Here is a 23,917-nt window from a genome sequence, read left to right as displayed (position 1 = left end):
CTAACAAAGGCATCAACCAGCCAGCCATACTCTTTAGCACCAGGCACCCGCCACCGTTTTATGGCCGTAATCCGTTGCCTGCAGTGCCGCATCCGGCCAGTTAAATAACCAGAACTCAGTGCTCTTCTCTGTGACGCAGCGCTGACAGCGCCGTCTGTTCACGTCGCTGCCGGGCCGTCATCTCAACGGAATCTCGCGATACCTTCTCCAGCGCGGCGGTAGGACATACGGATACGCAGGCCGGGCCGGTTTCGCGCCCCACGCATAAATCGCACTTAATTACCGACACGGGCTGAGGCTCACCCCGCCCCGCGAGAGAAATCACGCCAAATGGGCAGGCAACAACGCAGCCTGCGCAACCAATACAGCGCGTTTCATAGATTTCGACACGCTCTAGCCCCTGCACCAGCGCCTGCGTAGGGCAGGCCGCAACACAGGGCGCATTCTCACAGTGATGGCACATGACCGGCACGCTAACGTGCGCCTGCTTAACCACATGCAAACGCGGCAAAAAGTTTCCGCCGCTGAGGGGTTTATCGGTATGCGCCGCCGCACAGGCGACTTCACAGGTGCGACAGCCGATGCAGCGCGCCGGGTCGGCGCGCAGGAAGCTGGTCATATCACTCTCCTTGCGTTAATGCGGCATCAAACTGCGTCAACATTTCCCGGGCAGCCTGCCGCCCTGCGGCCATCGCCGTCACCACTAAATCCGCGCCGTGCACGGCGTCGCCCCCCGCATAAACTTTTGGATTGCTGGTTTGAGTAGACGCCCGGTTTTCTTTACCCGTTTCAATTAACCCCCAGTCATCAAAGCTCACGCCGTGCTGACGCAGCCAGGGCATTGGATGCGGCTGAAAACCAAAGGCCATGATCAGCACATCCGCCGGTAACTCAAACTGCGAGTCAGGAATACGCTGCGGTCGACGCCGCCCGTCTGGCCCCGGCGCACCCATTTGCGTACGCACCATGCCAATTCCCGACACCCGTCCTTTACGCTGGCGCGCGATGTACTCGGGCTGTACATTAAACTGAAATACCGCCCCTTCTTCCCGCGCATTGAGCACCTCTTTTTTCGAGCCAGGCATGCTGGCCTCATCGCGGCGATAGGCGCAGGTCACGCTGGCAGCTCCGCGACGTAAAGAGGTACGCACGCAGTCCATCGCCGTATCACCGCCGCCTAAAACCACCACATTTTTTCCTTCCAGATCGATCCATGGGTAGCGCGGATCGTCCTCCAGCCCCATAACCCGGCGGGTGCTGGCTATCAAAAATGGCAGAGCCTGAACAACGCCCGGCGCATCTTCATGTTCAAGCCCCGCGCGCATTAACCCATACGTACCTACACCGAGAAAAACTGCATCGTATTCCGCCAGTAAACTATCAAAATTGATATCTTTACCCACCTCGCAGCCAAGCCGGAAACGTATCCCCATTTCGCTAAACAGCTCGCGCCGCCGGGAAAGGATTTGCTTATCCAGTTTGAAGGGCGGGATGCCAAAAGTGAGCAGGCCGCCGATTTCCGGATGCGTATCAAATACCTCAACCTGCACCCCGCTGCGAGCCAGAATATCCGCACAGCCCAAGCCAGCCGGCCCGGCGCCAATGACGGCAACCTTTTCGGATCGCGCAGCGGGAACCGCCGTTGCAGGGTGCCATCCGCGCGCCAGCGCGGTATCGGTAATATAGCGCTCCAGATTACCGATAGTTACCGCCCCGCCCCGGTCATGCAGCGTACAGGCGCCCTCACATAATCGTTCCTGCGGGCATACGCGTCCGCAAATTTCCGGCAGCGAACTGCTCTGATGGCAAAGTTCGGCCGCCGCTTCTATTTGTCCCTCTTTCACCAAACGGATGAAATCAGGAATGGCGTTATGCAGCGGGCAGGTCCAGTTACACCACGCGCGTTCGGCGCAGTAAAGGCAGCGTTCGCTCTCCTGCTGCGCCTGCGTATCGCTCAGCGCGTGATAAATTTCGTCAAAATGCGCGCGCCGCTCATCTGCCGGAAGCTTACCGGCGCCTTTTCGAAGCGGCTTATCCAGCAGGGCCACGCTGCGTCGCGCCGGGCGCGGATATTCTCCGGTCGCACTGGCGCGCTGGCGCGTCTGACGGAGCCGGGTTATCGCCGATACATCCATCAGGCTCAGCGCCTGCGTTGGGCAATGGGCCACGCAGGCCGGTTCGCCGCTTGACGTCTGCTCACACAGGTCACATTTCTGCGCCAGGCTCCGGGTTTGACCAGGCTCCGCAGGCACCATATCAATAGCGCCAAACGGGCAGGCAAGAACGCACTCTTTACATCCAATACACAGCGCGGCGTCCAGTTTCACCTCGCTATCGCGGAACGTCAGCGCTGAAACCGGGCAACTGCTGACGCAGGGCGCGTCGTTGCAGTGCCGGCAGGTGACGGCAACGTTTTCGTTGCCCCGGCCAATCACCCGAATACGCGGGTGAAACGCCGAGCGTTCAGGCCAGATACCGTGATTATGTGCCACCGCACAGGCCAGCTCACATGCATGACAGCCGATACATTCTTGCGCATCGGCAACGATAAATTTATTCATGACTCATCCCTTTTTATTATTTTGCCATGGCGCATTTCTAAAAAGCATGCAAAAACGGGGGCATCCAAAGTGTCAGTTTATTCCGGGCATTCTATTTTGTGAGCTATTTCAAAAATTTGCCGCCATCATTAGTCTCACCGCAGCTCGTTTTCTCAGTGAGAAAATCTCACTTTGAGAAAAATGCGTCACTGTGACACTGCATATCGGCATATAACGTTCTCGGATCCCCATCTTGCGGGCCATCCTCTTTTTTTACGCTTCTGGCATATCCCTTGCTTTTATCTTCATCAATAAAAACACCGAACTCCATCCTGAGGGAGAGATTGTTAATGGAAACTTCAACCGTGGGCAGTGAAGTGCCGCGTACTGACGGCATGGCGAAAGTAAAAGGACTGGCGATATACGGCGACGATATCGTAATGAAAGATATGCTGTATGGCGTATGCCGCTATTCCGATATCGCTGCCGGTCGTATCGAATCGCTCGATCTTTCCGAGGCGGAAAGCGTTCCAGGCGTGGTCCGTATCGCAACCTGGGATGATATCCCGGGCGAGCGGCGCATCGGCGTCGTGATCCCCGACTATCCACCTATCGTCGATAAAGAAATCGCCTTTCGCGGCGACGTTATCGCCGTAGTCGCCGCTGAAAGCTATGAAGCCGCCTGCCTGGCCGCAGAAAAGATCAAAATTAACTACACGCCGTGGGCGCCGATAACGTCGGTCCAGGAATCGCTGCGGCCTGGCGCCCGGCTTATTCACAGCGACAGAGATAATAACATTATCAACCATCACCATACGGTGAAGGGCGATATCGAAGCAGGCTTTGCCGCATCAACGCATATCTTCGAGCGCGAATTTAGCGTCGGCTTTCAGGAGCATGCCTATATAGAACCGGAGTCCATTACCACCTGCTTTGATGAAAATGAACAGATTATTACGGTATATGGATCAATCCAGAACGCCCACCGCGTGCGCGGATTCGTAGCGAAATACCTCGGTTTGCCACAGTCTAAAGTCAACGTCAGGCGCTCTATTTTGGGCGGATCTTTCGGTGGTAAAGACGATATTATCGATCATTTGGCCTGCCGCGCCGCGCTCATGACTTGGCTGACCTCGCGTCCGGTTAAAATTACCTATAACCGCGAACAGTCCATGCGCGAGAGTTATAAACGCCACCCCTATACGATGAAATATAAAATCGGGCTGGATGAAAACGCGCGTATTCTGGCAATGAAAATCGACGTACTGGCCGATGGCGGCAGCTATGCCGGGCAAACTGTGTTCGTCACCTGGCGCAGCTCCGTGCAGGCGGCTGGCCCCTATAATATTCCCAACGTGCGGGTTGATGTCACTGGCATCTACACCAACAATAACTACACCTCGGCCTATCGCGGCTTTGGCGCACCGCAGGTTATCTTTGCCAACGAATCCCTCATGGATGAAGTTGCGGAAGCGCTGGGGCTAACGCCTACCGAACTGCGGCTGCGTAACATTCTGAAGCAGGGCGATACCAGTATAGCCGGGCAGGCGTTTACCGAACATACGGTCTCTGCCACTGAAGTGCTGGAAAAGGCAACCAACAGCGCCGAATTTGAGGCAAAAAGAAACCACTATGCGGAATTAAACGCTAAAGGCGGACCGCTGCGCTACGGTATTGGCCTCGCGCTCAGCCATCGCGGCTGCTCGCTGGGCGCCGAAGGTCTGGATGCATCTTCCGCCCTGATCCAAATTAACGCTGACGGCAGTATCAACATTTCTACCTCAGTGTCTGAAAACGGTCAGGGCCTGCAGACTACCATGTCACTCATTGCCGCTCAGGCATTCGGCGTCAGCCTGGATACCGTCATGTTTAGCGAGCCAGATACCGCCATGATAGCCGACGGCGGCTCGACCGTGGCTTCGCGCGGTACGCTAATGGGCGGTCAGGCCATTCTCAGCGCGGCCAATAAGCTGAAACAGCGCATGGCCGATGCGATTGCTGAAAAACTGGACGCGAAGAGTATCGACGATCTGGTCTGGGAAAACGGCAAAGTCTTTAATCGCCATCACCCCTACAATCGACTGGCATTCCTTGACGTGGTCAACATGACGCGCGCCACCGGTGCCAACCTTTCAGCCTATGGCTGGCACGTAGCACCACCCATCCACTGGGATGAAGAAAAAGGCTGCGGCAGCCCGTACTTTACCTGGGTATATGGATGTCAGATTGCCGATATCGTTATCGACACCCGTACCGGGAAAATTCATATCAACCACGTCACCGCCGTGCATGACGTAGGTAAAGTCATCAACAAAGTCGGCTTTGAAGGCCAGGTGAGCGGCGGGATTGCGCAAGGCATGATCGGCTATGGCATGCTGGAAGAGTTCAATACTGAAAACGGCGAAGTGAAGTCGGAAAACTTCGATACTTACTTGTTACCTACAATTAAAGATATTCCGCCCATCACGGTCATTCCGGTTGAAAACCACGATAAAGCCGGGCCATTAGGGGCGAAAGTGCTGGGTGAGCCGGTATTAGAACTGGGCGCTGCGGCGCTAAACAACGCCGTAAGTTTCGCATTGAATAAACCAACTATGCGCTACCGCTCACCCTGGAGCAGGTCAAACTGGGCTATGCGCTGAAAAAACCGGTGCGCCAGAGCGAGTTAATGGTCGAGTCCGGCGAGAAAAAACAGGTACTGCGCCTGAATACGCTGGCGCTTAAGCGGGCGAAAACGCTGGACGACGCGCTGCAACTGCTGGCCGAAGATCCTAATCGGCGGGTTATCGCAGGCGGTACGGACATGCTGGTACAGGCACGCCTGACCACCGCGCCGGTGCCGCTGGTAGATATTTCCGGCGTGCGGGAAATGCAGGGCGTGGAAGTACAGGCGGACGGAGGCGTGCGCATTGGCGCCGGCATCTGCTTTAGCACGCTCACCGCCCATGAACATATCCAGGCGCATTATCCGCTGCTGGTAACCGCCTGTAATACCATTGGTTCACTTCAGCTTCGTAACCGGGCAACGGTGGGCGGCAACCTGATTAACGCCGCGCCGTGCGCGGATTCAATGCCACCGCTGATTATCTATGACGCACAGGTGGAATTGCAGCGTCACGGTGCCGCGCCGCGCACCATGCCGCTAAGCGACTTCATCACCGGCGGTTACAAAACGCAAATTGCACAGGGAGAACTTCTCACCGCCGCGATCTTGCCGCCTCCACCGCGACATGAAGGGCTGCAGCAGCGCTATTTACAACTGGGCCGCCGCAACGCGCTGAACATCACGCGTCAAAGCTTCACCGGCCAATTTGTCGTCAACCCTTCTGGCGAATTAACTTACTGCCGGCTGGTCGACGGCGCGTTATTCAGCAAGCCGCAGCGCCTGATCCCTATCGAAAAATGTCTGACGGGCCGCCGCCTGAACGCCGCGCTAATTCAGGAAGGCGCAGCGTTATTACAGAAAATGCTGGACGACGCCATCGGGAAACGCTGGTCCGCACCGTATAAAATCCCGGCGGGAGTGGAAATGCTGACGCAGATGCTGGAAGAAGTTCTGGCGAATAAAAGCGGTAAGGAGGATGTATGAACCGGATTGAACTGAAAGTTAACGGCGTGCGCGTACAGCGCGACGTTGAAGATAACCAGCGTCTGATCGACTTTTTACGTGAAGATATGCGACTTACCGGCACCAAAGAGGGCTGTTCCGTGGGGGAATGCGGTGCCTGTACCGTGATCCTGGACGGTAAAGCAGTGTGTTCCTGCCTGCTGCTGGCGGCCCAGTGCGACGGTGCGGAAGTTTTCACCGTTGAATCGCTGCGCCACGATAAAGTAGGCCAGCGTTTGCAAACCGCCTTTGTTCGCCACGGCGGCGTGCAGTGCGGCTTCTGTACGCCCGGTGTGTTAATGAGCGCAAAAGCGCTGCTGGATAAGAATCCAACGCCGAGCGACGCGCAAATCAACGAAGCGCTGGAAGGCAACCTGTGCCGCTGCACTGGCTACGTACCTATTATCAAATCGATAAAAGCGGTACTTAAGTCAGCGTAAGCCTGGAAGGAGCAGGGTGCGATGGAGATGAAGCAGTGTCTGATATTAGCCGCTGGGCTCTCTTCCCGCATGGGGCAGTGGAAAATGATGCTGCCCTGGCGCGAAGGCACCGTGCTGGATAGCACGCTGCGCAATGCGCTCGCTTTTTGCGATCGGGTGATCCTGGTAACGGGGTATCGCGGTGAAGCGCTGCGTCAGCGCTATGCCGGTCGCGATCGCATCCTGTTATGCCATAACCCTGTCTACACGCAGGGGATGTTTTCCTCGCTGCAGCGCGGCGCTCGCCGCCTGCAGCCCGGGCACTTTTTTATCATTCCCGGCGATATGCCCGCCGTGACGCCGGATATTTACGCCGCGCTATGGCAGCATCGCTCCGCACGGGTACTGGTTCCCTTTTGCGAAGGCGGGCGAGGCCATCCGGCCCTGCTGCCACCTGATATGCGCAGGCGTATTCTGGATGCGCCCGCTAACATCACCTTAAAACACTTGGTATCAACCTGCGGGCGGGACGCAGTGCCCGTACAAAGCGCGGCGATACACTGGGATGTGGATACCCCGCAGCAATACGCACAGCTACGGGAACGCGTTATACCAGACCGTATTTCTTAATTTTGCGATACAGCGTCGCAACGCCAATCCCCAGCTCATCCGCCACCTGCTTTTTATTCCGAGTACGCTGCAGCGCTTCTTCAATAATCGTACGCTCCATTGACTTCAGATTGGGCTGAGTGCCTTCCGGCGAGCATATCTTCAACGCATCCAGCTCTGCCGGGCGCGGTATATCAATATAAGAAGAGTGGAATACCGGCGGTAGCAGCGCGCTGTCGATCAGCTCGCCCTCCGGAACAATATTAATTAAGTACTCCATGAGGTTGCTTAACTCCCGCACATTGCCTGGCCACCGATAGTTCTGTAGCAGCCGCATCACCTCCGGGCTCACGCCGGGGCGCTGGCGGCCAATACGCTGCGCATGCAGAGACAGGAAATGATTTACCAGCAGCATCACGTCGTCGCCGCGTTCGCGCAGCGGAGTGAGCATCAACGGCACCACATTGAGTCGGTAGAATAAATCTTCCCGAAAACGCCCGTCGCGAATGTGCGCTTCAAGATTTTGATGCGTTGCGGAAATAATGCGGATATCAATGGCCACCGGCGCGCTGGCCCCGATTGGCATCACCTCACGGTTCTCAATGGCGCGCAGCAAACGCGCCTGCAAACCTAATGGCATATCGCCTATTTCATCCAAAAATAGCGTACCGCCGCTGGCGACCTGCATTAATCCACGCTTTCCGCCCGGCGCCGCGCCGGTAAACGCGCCTTTGGCATAGCCAAATAGCTCGCTCTCCAGCAAATTTTCCGGTATTGCCGCACAGTTTATCGCAACAAACGCCTGCTCGTGCCGGGGGCTAAGACGGTGAATCGCTCGCGCCACAACTTCTTTCCCGGTTCCACTTTCCCCCATAATCATGACGCTGGAAGGGCTACCGGCAATGCGCCCTACCAGTTCGCGCAATTTCCGCATACCCGGCGACTCGCCGATGAGATTTTTAATGGTCGGATAGCGCCGGAGCTTCTCTTCATCTTCATCGCACGCCCCTGGTCGCGCTGCCGACAGCAGCATCAACGACCCGTTTTCCGTATCGCGGCGCTGGCCGCTGACGCGCCAGGTTTGTTCATCAATACTCAACTGAAAAACGCCGCTTTTCTCCGGCAGTTCCAAAATACTTGCCGAACGCCACAGCAGCCCTTTATCAGGGGAAAGCATGGCCTGCGCGCGCTCGTTGATTAGCACTATCTCGCCTTGTTCGTTGCAGAGAACGACGCCGCGCTCAACGCTATCTGCCAGGAACTGCTGGAGCGGGTCAATATGCAGGTCCGGCGCATGTGAAACTGCAAAATTCTCTGCCAGTAATGTCGATATATGCCGGATGTACTCAATGAACATGCTGGTATGTTCGCGCAGGTGGCGTAATTGCTCGATATTTACGGCAACCAGGCTTATCACACCCAGACAGCGCTGCTGGTAAATAATAGGGACGCCGACAAATCCCCGCTCCCGGCAGCTATCGCGCTGCATACACGCCTGACAGAGTGAATTCTGCCGGGAATCAAAAATCACCACTTCCCGGGCGTTATCCAGTACTTCCTGGAGTAATAGCGTATTACTCTCCGGCACCTGCCCGAAACGTTTTCCATATGGCCCGGTACCGGCTATACGCAGTAAACGGTTATCGACGACTTCAACTTCGAGATGAAGCACATTCGCCAATAGCGTGGCGAAATGCTGAATAGTGTGTTGAATAGGCATTAGCAGAGAGGGAGACGGCGAGGCATTATCAATCCGGGGAGGTTCAGATGCCCGATTCGTGCATAAATTCTCTTTTTGCTCATCTCTCATTTTGATAACGGTATTACCCTTTCTCATTTTGACCTCCCTCACTGTGTCCAATATCACCTCCCCGTTTGCTTCCCATGGAGAGTAACCCCTGCAAGGGATCAAAAAGTATGACTCACTGCAAAGATTTAACACTGCTACGCAACCTGGCATAAAACTTGTTTATTCCTTTCAGCGCGCCTTCAGAAATTAGGGAGTCGCTTCCTCTCAACACTCAAGTATTTAATTAGCGTTCGTAAGGGATCTCATAAATGAAAGAGATAAAACGTCTACTGGACATCATTGAAGATAAGCCGTCAAAACTGCATGAAAAGGACTTTCTCCTGACCTGGGAGCAGAGCCGGGACGAACTTGAGAAGGTGCTCTATCTGGCGGAAGCATTAAAAAATATGCGCGCCGGTAATATCGACACACGCGTATTCAATAACGGGCTGGGAATTTCGCTATTCCGCGATAACTCAACCCGTACGCGCTTCTCTTATGCCTCTGCGCTGAACCTGGTAGGGCTAACTCAGCAGGATCTGGATGAAGGAAAATCACAAATCGCCCACGGCGAAACGGTGCGTGAAACCGCCAATATGATTTCCTTCTGCGCAGAAGCTATCGGTATCCGTGACGATATGTATCTGGGCGCCGGTAATGCCTACATGCGTGAAGTAGGCGAAGCGCTGGATGAAGGCTTCGCCAGCGGCGTGCTTCCGCAGCGTCCCGCCATCGTCAACCTGCAGTGCGATATCGATCACCCGACGCAGGCTATGGCCGATCTGGCGTGGCTGAAAGAGCACTTCGGCGGCCTGGAAAAACTGAAAGGCAAAAAAATCGCCATGACCTGGGCTTATTCCCCCAGCTACGGTAAACCGCTCTCTGTACCGCAGGGCATTATCGGCCTGATGACCCGTTTCGGGATGGACGTCACGCTGGCGCATCCTGAAGGATACGGCCTGCTGCCAGAGGTTATGGATATCGCTCGCCACAACGCAGAGGCCTCCGGCGGCCGCTTCAGCCAGGTCGCTACTATGGAAGAGGCATTCCAGGATGCCGATATTGTTTATCCCAAATCCTGGGCACCCTGGCAGATCATGCAGCAGCGTACAGAGCTGCTGCGCCGCAACGATGGCGACGGCCTGAAAGCGCTCGAAAAAACCTGCCTGGCCGAAAACGCCCGTCATACCAACTGGCACTGCACCGAAGAGATGATGGCCCGCACGCGCGGCGGTAAAGCGCTGTACATGCACTGCCTGCCTGCAGACATCACCGGCGTTTCTTGCGAAAAAGGCGAAGTGGAAGCCAGCGTATTCGATCGCTATCGCATTGAAACCTATAAAGAAGCCAGCTGGAAACCGTGGATCATCGCCGCCATGATCCTCGCTCGTAAATTCCCGCACCCGGGCCAGATCCTGGCCAAACGCCTGGAAGCGGCCACACCGCGTATTTATCGCTGATAGCCCCCGGAATGCCCGACGGAAACCGGGCATTCCGGGTCGTAAGGAAACTAACGTATGTCACAGTTCGCATTAAAAATGGACATTGTCGACAATGCCCGATTCAACCCGCGCCCGGAACCCGTTTTTGGCGTCAGTGCGGCGCGCGAAGCCAGAAAGTTCCATCGCAGCCTGGCGGGTTATAGCCCGACGCCGCTCTACGCGATGAACGATTTCGCTCGCGCGCTGGGCGTCGGCAGCGTTTTAGTGAAAGACGAATCGCAACGCTTTGCGTTGAACGCCTTTAAAATGTTGGGCAGCACCTGGGCCATCGCCCGCCTGCTGTGCGAGAAACTGGGCCTTGATATCGCCCATTTCTCCTTTGAACAATTCCGTTCGCAAAAACATCCTCCCATGACATTTGCCACCACAACTGACGGCAACCACGGCCGCGGCGTGGCTTGGGCGGCACGGGCGCTAGGGCAGAACGCCGTGATTTATATGCCGAAAGGATCTGCGGCATCACGCGTAAAGCACATCACCGATCTTGGGGCCGAATGCATCGTCACCGATATGAACTATGACGACACGGTGCGTTTAACGATGCGCACTGCGGCGGAAAAAGGCTGGATCGTCGTACAGGATACCGCGTGGGAAGGCTATACCGACATCCCGACCTGGATTATGCAAGGTTACGCCACGCTTGCGGATGAAGCCGCCGAGCAAATGGACGCCATGAAGGCTGCCCCGCCAACGCATATCTTCCTGCAGGCTGGCGTAGGCGCAATGGCCGGCGGCGTTCTGGGCTATTTTGCCGATTGCTACGGTGCGGAAAACTTCAATGCCATTGTCGTTGAGCCTGACGGTGCCGATTGCCTGTGGCGCTCTGCGGAAAAAGGCGACATCGTAAATGTTTCCGGCGATTTAAATACCATTATGGCAGGGCTGGCCTGCGGGGAACCTAACCCGCTCGGCTGGCCGCTACTGCGGAACAATACCCGCCAGTTCATCTCCTGCGAAGACGGCGTTGCCGCGCTGGGGATGCGCGTGCTGGGTAACCCGTTGGGCAACGATGCCCGCGTTATCTCCGGCGAATCCGGCGCCGTCGGTATGGGCATCCTGGCCGCGATTCTTTTCCACCCTCAGCGCGCCGCGCTAATGCAGAAACTCCAGTTGTCAGAAACCTCCCGCATTTTAGTGCTGAATACGGAAGGCGACACCGATCCGCTGCACTATCGCGAAGTCGTCTGGGAAGGCAAAAACGGAATTACAAACTGAAATAAAAGAGGATTTCATCATGGCTAAAGCAATTCCTTTTAACGAAATTTTAAAACTGGCCCAGCGCTATCAGCCGGAAATGACGCGCTTTCTGCGCGATATGATCGCCATTCCCAGCGAAAGCTGCGATGAAAAACGCGTCGTCCATCGCATCAAAGAAGAGATGGAAAAAGTCGGTTTCGACAAAGTAGAAATCGACCCGATGGGCAACGTTCTCGGTTATATCGGCCACGGGCCTCGCCTGCTGGCAATGGATGCGCACATTGACACCGTCGGCGTAGGGAATATCAATAACTGGAAATTCGATCCCTATGAAGGCATGGAAGACGACACGCTGATCGGTGGACGCGGCGCTTCCGACCAGGAAGGCGGGATGGCCTCAATGGTTTACGCCGGGAAAATCATCAAAGACCTCGGCCTTGAAGACGAGTATACGCTGCTGGTCACCGGCACCGTTCAGGAAGAAGACTGTGATGGCCTGTGCTGGCAGTACATTATTGAACAGTCCGGCATTCGTCCGGAATTCGTGGTCAGCACGGAGCCTACCGACTGTCAGATTTATCGCGGCCACCGCGGGCGCATGGAAATCCGCGTTGAAGTTGACGGCGTAAGCTGCCACGGTTCTGCGCCGGAGCGCGGCGATAACGCCATTTTCAAAATGGCGCCGATCCTCATGGAGCTGCAAACGCTGGCGAAAAACCTCGGCAACGATCCTTTTCTCGGCAAAGGCACGCTTACTGTCTCAGAGATCTTCTTTACGTCACCCAGCCGCTGCGCGGTTGCAGATAGCTGCGCCGTTTCAATTGACCGCCGTTTGACCTGGGGTGAAACGTGGGAAGGCGCGATTAAAGAGATTGAATCGCTCTCCTCGGTAAAAGATGCCAAGGCGCGCGTACTGCTTTATCGCTACGATCGCCCATCGTGGACCGGGCTGGAATATCCTACCGATTGCTACTTCCCGACTTGGAAAGTGGAAGAAGATCACTTTACGGTGCGCAGCCTGAGCGCCGCTTACCGCGGTCTGTTCAATAAAGAGCCTGTCGTCGATAAGTGGACGTTCTCCACCAATGGGGTTTCAATCATGGGCCGCCACGGTATTCCGGTAATCGGCTTTGGCCCAGGTAAAGAACCCGAAGCGCACGCTCCTAACGAAAAAACCTGGAAGGATCATCTGGTTACCTGTGCGGCAATGTACGCTGCAATTCCGCTGAGCTGGCTGAACGAACAGCCGTAATCTCACCCGCACGCACATACGCGTTTTTGCGTAAGCGCGACGCGGGGTTGTCATCCCGACACGGGAAAGCCGGGCCCGGCTTTCCCTGATTATCAACGCGGACAAGCGGGAGTCATCCCGCTTTCTCCGTTATCGGGGCGCCTTACAGCAGCGCCCGGGAGCCGAACCATGAAAGTGTTAATCAAGGGCGGCACGCTAGTGGACGACGCGGGAGAGTATCGTCAGGATCTACTGATAGATGGGGAGCTCATCTCACGCCTGGCACCGGATATTTCCCCCAGCGAAGCCGACAGTGTCATTGACGCTCGCGGGTTACTCGTCATGCCCGGCGGCATCGACGTCCATACGCATTTTAATATTGATGTCGGTATTGCACGTAGCTGCGATGACTTTTTCACCGGCACGCGCGCGGCGGCCTGCGGCGGCACCACGACAATTATCGATCATATGGGCTTTGGCCCGGCCGGCTGTAATCTGCACCACCAGCTTGGCGTTTATCATGACTATGCGCAAAACAGCGCCGTTATCGACTACAGCTTTCACGGCGTAATACAGCATATTGATGATGCAATCCTCGAAGAACTGGCTTCAATGGTGCACGACGAGGGTATCAGCAGTTTTAAATTTTATCTCACTTATCAATACCATCTTCAGGATCGGGACACATTGCGCCTGCTGCAACGCCTTAAAGAGGTTGGCGCGCTGGCCACGGTCCACCCGGAAAACGACGCCGTGGTGAATTTCAACCGCCGCCGTTTTATCGCTGAAGGCAAAGGCGCGCCTATCTGGCACGCGCTGAGCCGCCCGGCAGCCTGCGAAGCCGAAGCCATTGGGCGCACCTTGAATCTGGCGCATCTGGCAGGCGACGCGCCGCTGTATATCGTTCATCTGTCTAACGGACTGGGGCTGGATTATATTCGGCTGGCCCAGGCGCAAAATCAGCCTGTATGGGCGGAAACCTGCCCCCAGTATCTGCTGCTTGATATCAATCGCTATCTGGAACCAGACGGCCTGAAATATATCTTAAGCCCCCCGCTTCGTCCGCGCACGGAGCAAGACAAGCTGTGGGTAGGGCTGGTCGCGGGCGATATCGACACCGTCGCGACCGATCACTGCACCTTCCCGCTCGCCCAGCGCCGTGAAATGGCCAGCGACGATTTTACGCGCTGCCCTAACGGCCTGCCCGGCGTAGAGAACCGCATGGCGCTGCTATTTTCTGAAGGGGTTGCTACCGGGCGCATTAGCCGGTCGCGCTTTGTCGCCCTGACCAGCGCCAATCCAGCGCGGCTGTTCGGGCTATGGCCGCAAAAAGGCAATCTTAACCCCGGCAGCGATGCGGACCTGGTCCTGTTCGATCCTGAATGCACGCGCGTGATTCACCATGCCGATCTGCATGACAGCGTCGACTATTCGCCCTGGGAAGGATTCACCTGTCACGGCTACCCGGTGATGACCCTGTCGCGCGGCAACATTATCTACCAGCACGGCCGCTTTACCGGCCAGGCGGGTCGCGGGCGCTTCCTGCACCGCAAGCCTTTTACTTGTCAACGGAGTGTACAAATATGAAAAAAAGAATCGTGCTGGCGTTGGGCGGCAACGCGCTTGGGAAAGGTCTCGCCGAGCAGATGCAGGCGGTGCATACCACGGCCAGCGCGCTTGCCGACCTTATCCAGGAAGGGCATGAGCTGGTGATTACGCACGGCAACGGGCCACAGGTTGGAATGATCCATCAGGCGTTCGAGGCCGCCTCAGCGACCCCGGCCCATTCCCCCGTGCTGCCGATGTCTGTCTGTGTCGCTCTGAGTCAGGGTTACATCGGCTACGATTTGCAAAACGCGCTGCGCGAAACGCTGCGCGCGCGCGGCATCAACAAAACGGTCACCTCGTTAATTACCCAAGTGCGCGTTGATCCGCGCGATCCGGCGTTCAACAATCCGGATAAACCGATTGGCTCCTTCCTCTCGCCGGAAACGGCACAGAGGCTGTCGCAGGAGGGCGTCAACGTGCGCGAAGAAGCCGGTCGCGGCTGGCGTCGCGTAGTGGCATCGCCAATGCCGCAGGAAATCATTGAAATTGAAAGCATCAAGGCGCTGCTGGCTGCTGGCCAAATTCCGGTCACCGTGGGAGGAGGCGGTATCCCGGTAGTCGCCGACGGCAATCAACTGCACGGTGCCAGCGCGGTTATCGATAAAGACCGAGCGAGCGCCGTACTGGCGCAGGCGCTGGATGCAGATATGCTGATCATTTTGACCGCCGTGGAAAAAGTCGCCATTGGGTATAACACCCCTTATCAGAAATGGCTCGATCGTATGTCGCCGAAGGAAGCGCGCGACTATATCGAAGCCGGTGAATTTGCTCCCGGCTCCATGCTGCCTAAAGTGGAAGCAGCGCTGGCGTTCGCCGAGTCGCGCCCTGGACGGCAAGCGCTGATTACCTTGCTTGAGCACGCCGCGGACGGCATTGCGGGCCGCACGGGTACCGTTATCAGCCAGTAACCTCTACCAAACGTGCCGCCGCTACTGCGTCGGCACGTTGTTCGCACCAGTCCCTTTTGCCCCTTTCATTTCCATCAGGTAAGACAAAAAGCGCTGAAACACGCAGACAAACACCTGTAAATCAGCGTCACTCAACCGCTGCGATAATCAATGTCCAGCTCACGCGCCCATTTGCGCCGGGGCTTGCAGCACATTGCGCCACCAGATTACTGGCGGGCAACCCGTTACCGAAATGCACGCCGGCTCGGCAAACCGGCGCGGCGTGAGGCGCACTGCAGGCGTCAAGCATGCAGAAATGGCGGTTAGCTGGCAGCCTCAACCCGCGGATTTGGTACCGCCGTTAACGCGCCTGACTCCTCCTGCTCGCCGCGCGCATTCAAACGCGCTCCCCCGCCGCGATGAAGCTGGGTAATTTCACCCAGAATACTCACCGCTATTTCCGCCGGCGTCTCCGCGCCGATATCCAGCCCTAATGGCGCGTGCAGGCGCATAATGTCATCTTCCGACATGCCATATTCTTTGCGCAGCAAATTACGAAAGTGATGCGCTTTGCGTCGGCTGGCCAGTAGCCCTAAATAGCGTACCGGATAGCCAATTAATTCGATAAGCGCCTCTTTGTCTTCGTGGTTAGTCGCTATCACTACGTAGCTATAACTATCCAGCCCCAGTTGCGGAATAATTTGCGCATAACTGTCGCCACCGACGCGATGACAGTCGGCAGGGAGTTCTGGATGGGTCAGGTTCGCCGGCCAGGTATCGGCAACGGTCACTTTAAAATCAAGCATTGCTGCCATACGCGCCACTTCGCGATTAACGTGCCCGCCGCCCAGTAGGAAAAGCGCAGGCCGCCGGGGATAGACGGCGATATGTACCGTTACCGCGCCGCCGCAGTCTGAACCGACCGCGTTTTCTCCCTGTCGCGCCAGCTTGCCGTAAAACAGGCAGGAGGCACCTTCAATTAACGCTTCTTGCGCGCGCTCAATGGCTAACCGCTCCAACATCCCGCCGCCGATAGTGCCTTCCGTAGTGCCGTCTTCCATAACCAGCATGCAGGCAGAATGACGCGGCGTTGAACCACGGCTTTCAACAATTTGCAGTAGCGCAAAACTGCGATTCTCTGCCTCAAGGTGAGCCATAAGCGAAAAGATATTCATGACAGTGTCCTTCTCCAGATGTTCAGGATGCTGCATTTTCTAAGCAAGTCTTATGCCGCTTTGCGAGGTAGAAAACCGGCCCGGAGAGCCATTTATTCATACTGTGCGCCAGGCGGGATAACCTAGGCCTCTCTCATTAAAGCTGTAATTAACCCGCTGATCTTTTCGGAAACTCTCGTGAATAGCGGCCGCGAAAGCGACCAGTGATAACGGCGCATTCTCATTTTGATAGCCTGCAGCCGCGCGAAATTCTCACCCTGACGCTTTTGCGATAACCCGAGAGAGACTTTTCTGCATTTTTATTAAAGAGTGAGAAATCAATCACGCTAACGGACAGAAAATCCGCGGGCTTTTTCTCACTGGCTCAGATGTTGCTTTGTATCACGCCTTCCGGTCATTCAGCGCTCAACCGCATTCCGAGCCGCGACGGTGACCGCCACAACTCAAAAAAAATGAAGCAAGGAGCAATGTCTATGGCCGATATTATGCGTCCGATCCCCTTCAGCGAGCTGTTAACGCGTATTTGCGCTGAATATGAAGAAAATCGTTCGATTTTTGGCATCCCTGAGAGCGAGTTTTATCAACGCAATCCCGAACGCCAGCTTACGCTGTTCGGCGAAACGTGTGATACGCCGGTCGGCCCTGCCGCCGGGCCGCATACGCAATTGGCGCCGAACATTATCGTGGCCTGGCTCACCGGCGGTAGCTTTATCGAACTTAAAACCGTGCAAATCCTCGATAGGCTGGAACTGGAAAAACCCTGTATCGACGCCAGCGATGAAGCGTTTAACACGGAATGGTCCACGGAACTCACGCTGGAAAAAGCCTGGGATGAATATCTGAAGGCATGGATGGCGCTCTGGCTGCTGGAAGCCATCCTCTCACCACGGAACGCGCAGCACCAGCGCTCCTTTATTTTCAATATGAGCGTCGGATACGATCTAAAAGGCATTACTCAGCCGCCGATGCAGAAGTTTATCGACGAAACCCTGGACGCGGGTAAAAACGAAAAATTCACCCGCTATCGCCAGGAGTTAACGCAGTTTATTAGCCAGGGACACTGGCAGTTGCTGGCGAAAGCCAACCCCGGTCGCCTGCAGGCGCTGCCGGAAAGCATCTCGCCGCATATGGTACGCAGCGTCACGCTTTCCACCATGCACGGCTGCCCGCCGAATGAGATTGAATCCATTTGCCGCTATATGTTGGAAGAAAAAGGCATTCACACCTACGTGAAGCTGAACCCTACGCTGCTCGGCTACCAGCAGGTGCGGGATATCCTCGATGGCAACGGTTTTGATTATATCGCCCTTGATGAGGCCTCTTTCGAGCACGATCTGCAGCAAGAAAAAGCCTTTGATATGCTGGAGCGATTAATGGCAATCGGGAAGCAGAAAGGGTTGCTGTTTGGCGTGAAGCTCACCAACACGCTGGGGACACGCAACCATAAAGGCAAACTGCCCGGCGATGAAATGTATATGTCCGGGCGAGCGCTGTTCCCGCTTTCCATTAATGTCGCTGCCATGCTGTCTCAGCGCTTTGATGGCCTGCTTCCTATCTCCTATTCCGGCGGAGCCAGCCAGTTTAATATCGCCGATATTTTCGCTACCGGCATTCAGCCGATTACCATGGCGACCGACCTGCTCAAGCCTGGCGGTTATTTGCGGATGGCCAAATGCGCCCGCCTGCTTGATGACTCAGCGGGCTGGGGGCGGACGCGCATTGACGTAGAGGCGTTAAACGCGCTTGCCGAGCGCGCGCGCAGCGCCGACTGGGCGCAAAAATCATGGAAAAGTAAAGAAGAAATCGACACCGGCGAGGCGCTGCCGCTCACTGATTGTTACGTCGCGCCCTGTGTCACCGCCTGCGCTATCCATCAGGACATCCCGGAGTATCTGCGCCTGGCGGGCGCCGGGCGCTACGCCAACGCTCTGTCGCTGATATACGAGCGCAACGCGTTACCGTCAATTACCGGGCATATTTGCGATCACCAGTGTCAGTACAACTGTACGCGTCTCGACTATGACAACGCGCTGAATATTCGTGAGATCAAAAAAATTGCGCGTGAAAAAGGCTGGGAAGAGTATCGCCGCCGCTGGCACCGCCCGGCCGGTTCCGGTAGTCGCCATCCCGTTGCCGTTATCGGCGCCGGCCCCGCAGGCCTGGCCACCGGCTATTTTCTGGCGCGCGCCGGTCATCCGGTAACGGTATTTGAACGCGAAGCCGACGCGGGCGGCGTAGTCCGCAACATTGTGCCGCGTTTTCGTATTCCCGCCGAACTGGTACAACAGGATATCGACTTTATTGCCGATCACGGCGTGAAGTTTGAATACAACTGCCCGCCGGATTTAACTATCGATACCCTGAAGCAGCAGGGCTTCCAGTATGTGTGCATCGGCATTGGCGCCGGGAAAACCAACTCGCCGGCCCTCGAAGGCGACAACCCCAACGTCTGGCGCTCGTTTGATTTTCTGCGCGCCTTTAACCAGACCCCAGCCCCCGCGCTGCGCGGCGATATCGCCGTAATGGGCGCGGGCAATACGGCGATGGACTGCGCCCGGGCGGCGCTACGCCTGCCTGAAGTTAATAGCGTGACGCTGATTTATCGGCGTGACCGAGCCGCAATGCCTGCCTGGCCAGAAGAAATAGCCGAAGCCGAGCACGACGGCGTGCAGTTTATGACGCTGGTGAACCCTGAGCGCTACGATAGGGACGGCACGCTAACCCTGCGCGTTATGCAACTTGGTGCCGCCGACGCCAGCGGACGCTGCCGCCCGGTTGCTACCGACGAAACGCACGAAGTGCATTTTGACGCGCTGATTACCGCCACCGGTGAAAACCCTGACGACGCCGTGCTACAGGCCATGGGGCTGCCCTGCGCCGCAGATAAGCGCCCGACGGTCAATCCACAAACGTTGGAAACGGCTATCCCAAACGTGTTCCTGATTGGGGATGTGCAAAGCGGTCCGGCATCTATCGTCGGGGCTATCGGCGGCGCCCGCAAAGCCTGCGACACCATTCTGACGCGTGAAAATATTCCGTCATCCGCCGTGCGCGAACGCCCGCTTAATACCGACCCGCTGGAGGTATATACCCGGAAAGGCACGATTGCTATTCATCAGATTAGCCCGGAAGCGCCGGATGCCTTTGCTCGCCAGGAGGCGGAGCGCTGCCTGTCCTGTAACTATGTGTGCAGCAAATGCGTCGATGTCTGCCCGAACCGCGCCAACATTGCCGTTCCTGTCCCCGGCTTCAGGAGCCGCCAGCAGATCCTGCACCTCGATGCGCTGTGCAACGAATGCGGCAACTGCGCGCAATTCTGTCCGTGGCAGGGGAAACCGTATAAAGACAAAATTACGGTATTTAGTATGGAAAGCGACTTTGAACACAGCAGCAACCCAGGCTTCTTGCTGCAGGGCAATACGATTCGCCTGCGCCATAACGGCCACACATGGCGCTTCCCTCTCGATAAATCAGGCAACATCACCGGGCTTCCGGAGGAGTTGGCAGAAATGAACCTCATTATTAATTACACCCGTCAGCACTATGGCTGGCTGCTGGGTGCGGTGGAGGAATAATTATGCTACTGCTGAAAAACTGTACTGCCGTAGAGCTGAGCCCCGCTCAGGTTAGAACCCGGCTGGATATTGTGATTGACGGTGCGACTATCGTCGCCACTGGCCGCGATCTGGCCAGAGAATATCCGCAGGCCACCGTCAAAGATATGCAGGAAAAACTGGTGATGCCAGGAATGGTATGCGCACACAACCATTTCTACTCCGGGCTTTCGCGCGGCGTCATGGCGCCCATCCCGCCCTGTCCGGATTTTATTTCCACGCTGAAAAACCTATGGTGGCGGCTGGATCGGGCGCTGGATGAAGAGTCACTTTATTACAGCGGTCTGATTTGTGCACTGGAGGCCATTCGCAGCGGCTGCAGCGCGGTTATCGATCATCATGCCTCGCCCACGTTTATTGAGAATTCGCTGGCGCTACTGCGCGAGGCGTTTCTCAACGCCGGGCTGCGCGGTATGACCTGTTTTGAAACCACCGATCGCAATCAAGGACAGGCCGAGCTGGAGGCCGGCGTAGCGGAGAATATCCGCTTTGCTGAGCTGATTGATAATGAAAAAGCGCGTTCACCGGAGCAATATCTGGTGGAGGCGCACATCGGCGCACATGCGCCATTCACCGTCTCTAACCCCGGCCTAAAACTGCTGGCCGAGGCGATTCAGAAAACCGGGCGCGGGCTACACATCCACGTTGCGGAAGACAGCTACGATGTGTCACGCAGCCGCGACCGGTATGCGCAGGAGCCGCTGGCGCGGCTCGACGAATATGGGCTGCTTAATGAAAAAACCCTGATAGCGCACGGCCTGTGGCTTTCCCAAAGCGATGTGGATCTGTTGAACAAGCGCGGTGCGTTTTTAGTCCATAACGCGCGCTCAAATATGAATAACGGCGTGGGCTACAATCCGCATTTACCGGCGCTGCAGCACGCCGCGCTGGGTACTGACGGTATCGGCTCCGATATGTTTGAAGAGCTAAAATTCGCCTGGTTTAAGCACCGCGATGCGGGCGGGCCGCTAGGGCCAGACGCATTTTTGGGGATGCTGGCAAACGGTAACCAATTGCTTGAGCGCAATTTTAATCAGCGCTTCGGGCGCCTGGAGGCGGGCTATACCGCAGATTTGACCATTTGTGATTACAGCGCCCCAACGCCGCTGTGCGCCGAAAATCTGGCCGGCCACTTTACGTTTGGCATCAACAGTAGCGCAGTACACAGCGTGATGATCGCCGGGAAAATGGTGTATGAAGACCGTGAATTCGGCAGAGAAACGGCTCACCTTTACGAAGAAGCCCGCCGCGCTGCAGAAAAAATGTGGCATCGAATGGCCGCACTATAATCTTTCACGCCCCGGTGGATATACATCGGGCCTGTGATAGCAAAGCGGGAGGGCGCAGGCTCCCCCCGCTTTCTTTTAAGCTATAACTCGCGTATTTCATTCCACGACGTCTCGCGGCGGCTTCTTTCCCCGCCGGTCATTATTGTTAACTTCCTGGAAGGGTGGCTGATGCAATTGGCGTAGGGCAATCGCACAGCAGGGATAGCTTTCCCTAGCGCGGGAACTCTCAGAATGTGAGCCGCCATATCTGGTTTGGCTTAATCGCTTGCTGGCTGACAGGCAATGTCTCGCAGGATAGCAATGTATTATGTGGATCTCAGGGCTCCCCCCGCGGCAAAAGCACCGACCCGGGTATCGTCGTGATATTCATCTTATCAATTATTGCTACGCCAGAGCGTTTCAATTAGAAATCATTACTTATTACGCTCTTACCTGCCGTTGGTGCTTTGCCAAAAAGCCGCTTCACACCAAGTATCATACGAGTTTCGACTCCCTGCGCACCGCTTTTTTATCAAAGAAATGCATTAATAATCAATATGTTTTTATTTTCTCATTCTGAGAATCAAAAATGAGAATTTCCCTCGCTGGCGGCGGTGAAAAAAAGCGTGTCAGACCAGACAATGAGTGATTACGTGATGTTTTTCACATTTCCCTGCCTTAACTGCTTCGCTCACCACATTTTGGCACCCCTTGAGCATTATCTCTTCGCTTTCAGGCATTACGACCCTTCACTGGAAGAGGGCGTATCGAGAGGGAGGCTACCGCCTTCGAATCGTAGCCCGGCGTCACCGTTATCCGCCGGGCCGTACAGGAGAGATATCACATGAAAGAGTCTGTACCCGGCCAGTCTCACGCCAGACCGGCTACCAATCCGGTCGACGAAATCCTGCCTGCAGGACAAATGATCCTCTACGGTCTCCAGCACGTACTGGTGATGTACGCGGGGGCCGTTGCGGTGCCTCTGGTGGTCGGTACCGCCGTTAACCTGCCAGTTGAACATATTATTTTACTGATAAGTACGGATTTATTCGTGTGCGGATGCGCCACCATCGTACAGGCGCTAGGGTTGGGAAAATGGATCGGCTGCCGGCTTCCGCTGGTACAGGGCTGCACTTTCGCCGCGCTGGTTCCTATGGTGCTTATCGGTAAAGAATACGGGCTGGGTGGGATTTCCGGTGCCGTAATCATCGCCGGGCTGGTCGCACTGGTGTGTGCCCCGTGGGTGTGTAAGGTCGTTCATCTGTTTCCAAAAGTGGTTATGGGGTCGATTGTCACGCTAATCGGGCTGTCTATTATGCCCGTCGCGGGCGGCTGGATAGGCGGCGGCAGCTCCGATATGCATGGGTTTGGTAGCTGGATGGCGCTTATCATGGCGGCGCTGACACTATTCATTATTCTGAATATCTACACCTTTGCTTCCGGGATGATTAAAAATGTCGCCGTACTTATTGGCCTTATTATCGGCACGGCTTTGTGGGGGTTCTTTAACCCGCTGGATTTTCATCAAGTCAGTGAAACGCCGTGGCTTAACTATCCGCGGTTGATGCGTTTTGCCACGCCTGAGTTTCATTTGTTACCCATTCTGCTGCTCTCGTTAGTCATGATTGTGGTCATGGTGGAAACCCTTTCTTCCATGATGGCAACCGGCGATATTGCGGGGAAAAAAGCCAATCCGACGATGTTACGCAATGGATTGACCGCCTGCGGCCTGGCGACGTCCATCGGTGGTTTCTTTAATCTATTCCCCTACTCCGCCTTTGCCCAAAACGTCGGTCTGATCGGGCTGACCGGCGTGCGCAGTCGGTTCGTGGTCGCGGTCTCCGGCGGTATTCTCATTTTGATGGGCGTATTCGCCAAAATGGCCGCGCTGGTGGTAATGATCCCTAAACCGGTACTCGGCGGCGCGGGGGTGGTGATGTTTGGGATGGTGGCCGTTTCTGGCATCCGCACGCTGGGACAGGTGAATTATCGCAATAACAATAACGGTATGGTCGTCGCTCTTACCATTGGGTTGGGCCTGATGCCGGTACTGGTCCCGGGGTTATTTAATCAGTTGCCAAAAATGATGCAGCTTTTTTTACACAGTGGGATTACCGTCGGTACCGTTACCGCTATTGTCGCCAACCTGGCGCTCAACGGCGTGGTACACCCGGCAAAAGCGCCTGCGCCAGAAGCCCCCGCCCCCGATCCACAGCCTTCCAGCACCGCCGCGCGGCGCGTTGCGGTTCGCACCATGCGTATGTGGTTGCTGCTACGGAAGTTACAGGAATCAGAAAAGAAGGCCGGATAACATGAGTATACTATTGCTGCGTATTTTCACCGCCTGCGGGCTGCTCGGCGTCATCTCCATTCCCGCTATCTCGGAGGCAATTGCCTTTGGGCTGGAAAGCCGCTTTCAGTGGCTTCTCTTCGGCTAAAACCGAGCTTTAGGCAGGCTGCCGCAGCGGCGG

Annotated in this window: 15 protein-coding genes and 1 pseudogene; 12 read left to right on the top strand and 4 right to left on the bottom strand. The window is 56.0% G+C overall.

Annotation, left to right across the window (positions count from 1 at the left end; all coding sequences use genetic code 11):
* Window positions 1-115: 115 nt before the first annotated feature.
* A complete protein-coding gene (locus tag SFA31_RS05355) occupies window positions 116-619 on the bottom strand; it encodes a 4Fe-4S dicluster domain-containing protein (RefSeq protein WP_322837046.1) in 504 nt (167 codons plus the stop codon).
* 1 nt (window position 620) lies between these two features.
* The gene (locus SFA31_RS05350; RefSeq protein ID WP_322837045.1) at window positions 621-2,561 is read right to left on the bottom strand and encodes an FAD-dependent oxidoreductase; all 1,941 of its coding nucleotides are present in this window, start codon (window positions 2,559-2,561) and stop codon (window positions 621-623) included.
* A 329-nt stretch (window positions 2,562-2,890) separates the two neighbouring features.
* On the opposite strand from SFA31_RS05350, the pseudogene SFA31_RS05345 reads away from it, so the two are divergent.
* From SFA31_RS05345 to SFA31_RS05335, 3 genes and pseudogenes are all read left to right on the top strand, one after another.
* A pseudogene (locus SFA31_RS05345) lies at window positions 2,891-6,129 on the top strand (molybdopterin cofactor-binding domain-containing protein).
* Entirely contained in the window at window positions 6,126-6,587 is a 462-nt protein-coding gene (locus tag SFA31_RS05340) for a (2Fe-2S)-binding protein (protein WP_322837044.1), read from the top strand. Before SFA31_RS05345 ends, SFA31_RS05340 begins: the two are co-directional and overlap by 4 nt.
* Before the next feature lie 21 nt (window positions 6,588-6,608).
* On the top strand, window positions 6,609-7,196 hold the full coding sequence (locus tag SFA31_RS05335; protein ID WP_322837043.1) for a nucleotidyltransferase family protein: 588 nt from the start codon (window positions 6,609-6,611) through the stop codon (window positions 7,194-7,196).
* On the opposite strand, the gene SFA31_RS05330 is transcribed toward SFA31_RS05335, so the two are convergent.
* The gene (locus SFA31_RS05330; protein ID WP_322839298.1) at window positions 7,174-8,895 is read right to left on the bottom strand and encodes a sigma 54-interacting transcriptional regulator; all 1,722 of its coding nucleotides are present in this window, start codon (window positions 8,893-8,895) and stop codon (window positions 7,174-7,176) included. The two genes, SFA31_RS05335 and SFA31_RS05330, sit on opposite strands and share 23 nt — an antisense overlap.
* Window positions 8,896-9,233: 338 nt before the next feature.
* On the opposite strand from SFA31_RS05330, the gene ygeW reads away from it, so the two are divergent.
* From ygeW to arcC, 5 genes are all read left to right on the top strand, one after another.
* Window positions 9,234-10,424, top strand: a complete 1,191-nt coding sequence (gene ygeW / locus SFA31_RS05325; protein WP_322837042.1) for a knotted carbamoyltransferase YgeW — start codon at window positions 9,234-9,236, stop codon at window positions 10,422-10,424.
* 57 nt (window positions 10,425-10,481) lie between these two features.
* Window positions 10,482-11,681, top strand: a complete 1,200-nt coding sequence (dpaL, locus tag SFA31_RS05320) for a diaminopropionate ammonia-lyase (RefSeq protein WP_322837041.1) — start codon at window positions 10,482-10,484, stop codon at window positions 11,679-11,681.
* A 19-nt stretch (window positions 11,682-11,700) separates the two neighbouring features.
* Window positions 11,701-12,915: a YgeY family selenium metabolism-linked hydrolase gene (locus SFA31_RS05315; RefSeq protein ID WP_322837040.1), complete on the top strand. Its 1,215-nt coding sequence runs from the start codon at window positions 11,701-11,703 to the stop codon at window positions 12,913-12,915.
* A 168-nt stretch (window positions 12,916-13,083) separates the two neighbouring features.
* The gene (hydA, locus tag SFA31_RS05310) at window positions 13,084-14,481 is read left to right on the top strand and encodes a dihydropyrimidinase (protein ID WP_322837039.1); all 1,398 of its coding nucleotides are present in this window, start codon (window positions 13,084-13,086) and stop codon (window positions 14,479-14,481) included.
* Entirely contained in the window at window positions 14,478-15,410 is a 933-nt protein-coding gene (gene arcC / locus SFA31_RS05305) for a carbamate kinase (RefSeq protein ID WP_322837038.1), read from the top strand. The genes hydA and arcC overlap by 4 nt, the downstream gene beginning before the upstream one ends.
* 302 nt (window positions 15,411-15,712) lie before the next feature.
* Here the strand turns inward: arcC and SFA31_RS05300 are convergent, their stop codons facing one another.
* Window positions 15,713-16,564, bottom strand: coding sequence for an XdhC/CoxI family protein (locus SFA31_RS05300; protein WP_322837037.1), 852 nt, complete (start codon window positions 16,562-16,564; stop codon window positions 15,713-15,715).
* Window positions 16,565-17,037: 473 nt separating this feature from the next.
* Here SFA31_RS05300 and ygfK point away from each other — a divergent pair, with 473 nt between their 5' ends.
* The 4 genes from ygfK (at window position 17,038) to SFA31_RS05280 (ending at window position 23,884) form a co-directional block, all read left to right on the top strand.
* Window positions 17,038-20,139 (top strand): putative selenate reductase subunit YgfK, encoded by a 3,102-nt coding sequence (gene ygfK / locus SFA31_RS05295; protein WP_322837036.1) that lies wholly within the window; start codon window positions 17,038-17,040, stop codon window positions 20,137-20,139.
* Between the two features lie 2 nt (window positions 20,140-20,141).
* Window positions 20,142-21,467, top strand: a complete 1,326-nt coding sequence (gene ssnA, locus SFA31_RS05290) for a putative aminohydrolase SsnA (protein ID WP_322837035.1) — start codon at window positions 20,142-20,144, stop codon at window positions 21,465-21,467.
* 823 nt (window positions 21,468-22,290) lie between these two features.
* Window positions 22,291-23,757 (top strand): nucleobase:cation symporter-2 family protein, encoded by a 1,467-nt coding sequence (locus SFA31_RS05285; protein WP_322837034.1) that lies wholly within the window; start codon window positions 22,291-22,293, stop codon window positions 23,755-23,757.
* A 1-nt stretch (window position 23,758) separates the two neighbouring features.
* On the top strand, window positions 23,759-23,884 hold the full coding sequence (locus SFA31_RS05280; protein ID WP_322837033.1) for a hypothetical protein: 126 nt from the start codon (window positions 23,759-23,761) through the stop codon (window positions 23,882-23,884).
* Window positions 23,885-23,917 lie beyond the last annotated feature (33 nt).

Origin of the sequence: Erwinia sp. HR93, from assembly GCF_034555055.1 — a bacterium.
In the GTDB taxonomy this organism is placed as follows: Bacteria; Pseudomonadota; Gammaproteobacteria; order Enterobacterales; family Enterobacteriaceae; genus Apirhabdus; species Apirhabdus apintestini.
This window is presented reverse-complemented; position numbering and strand designations above follow the sequence as displayed.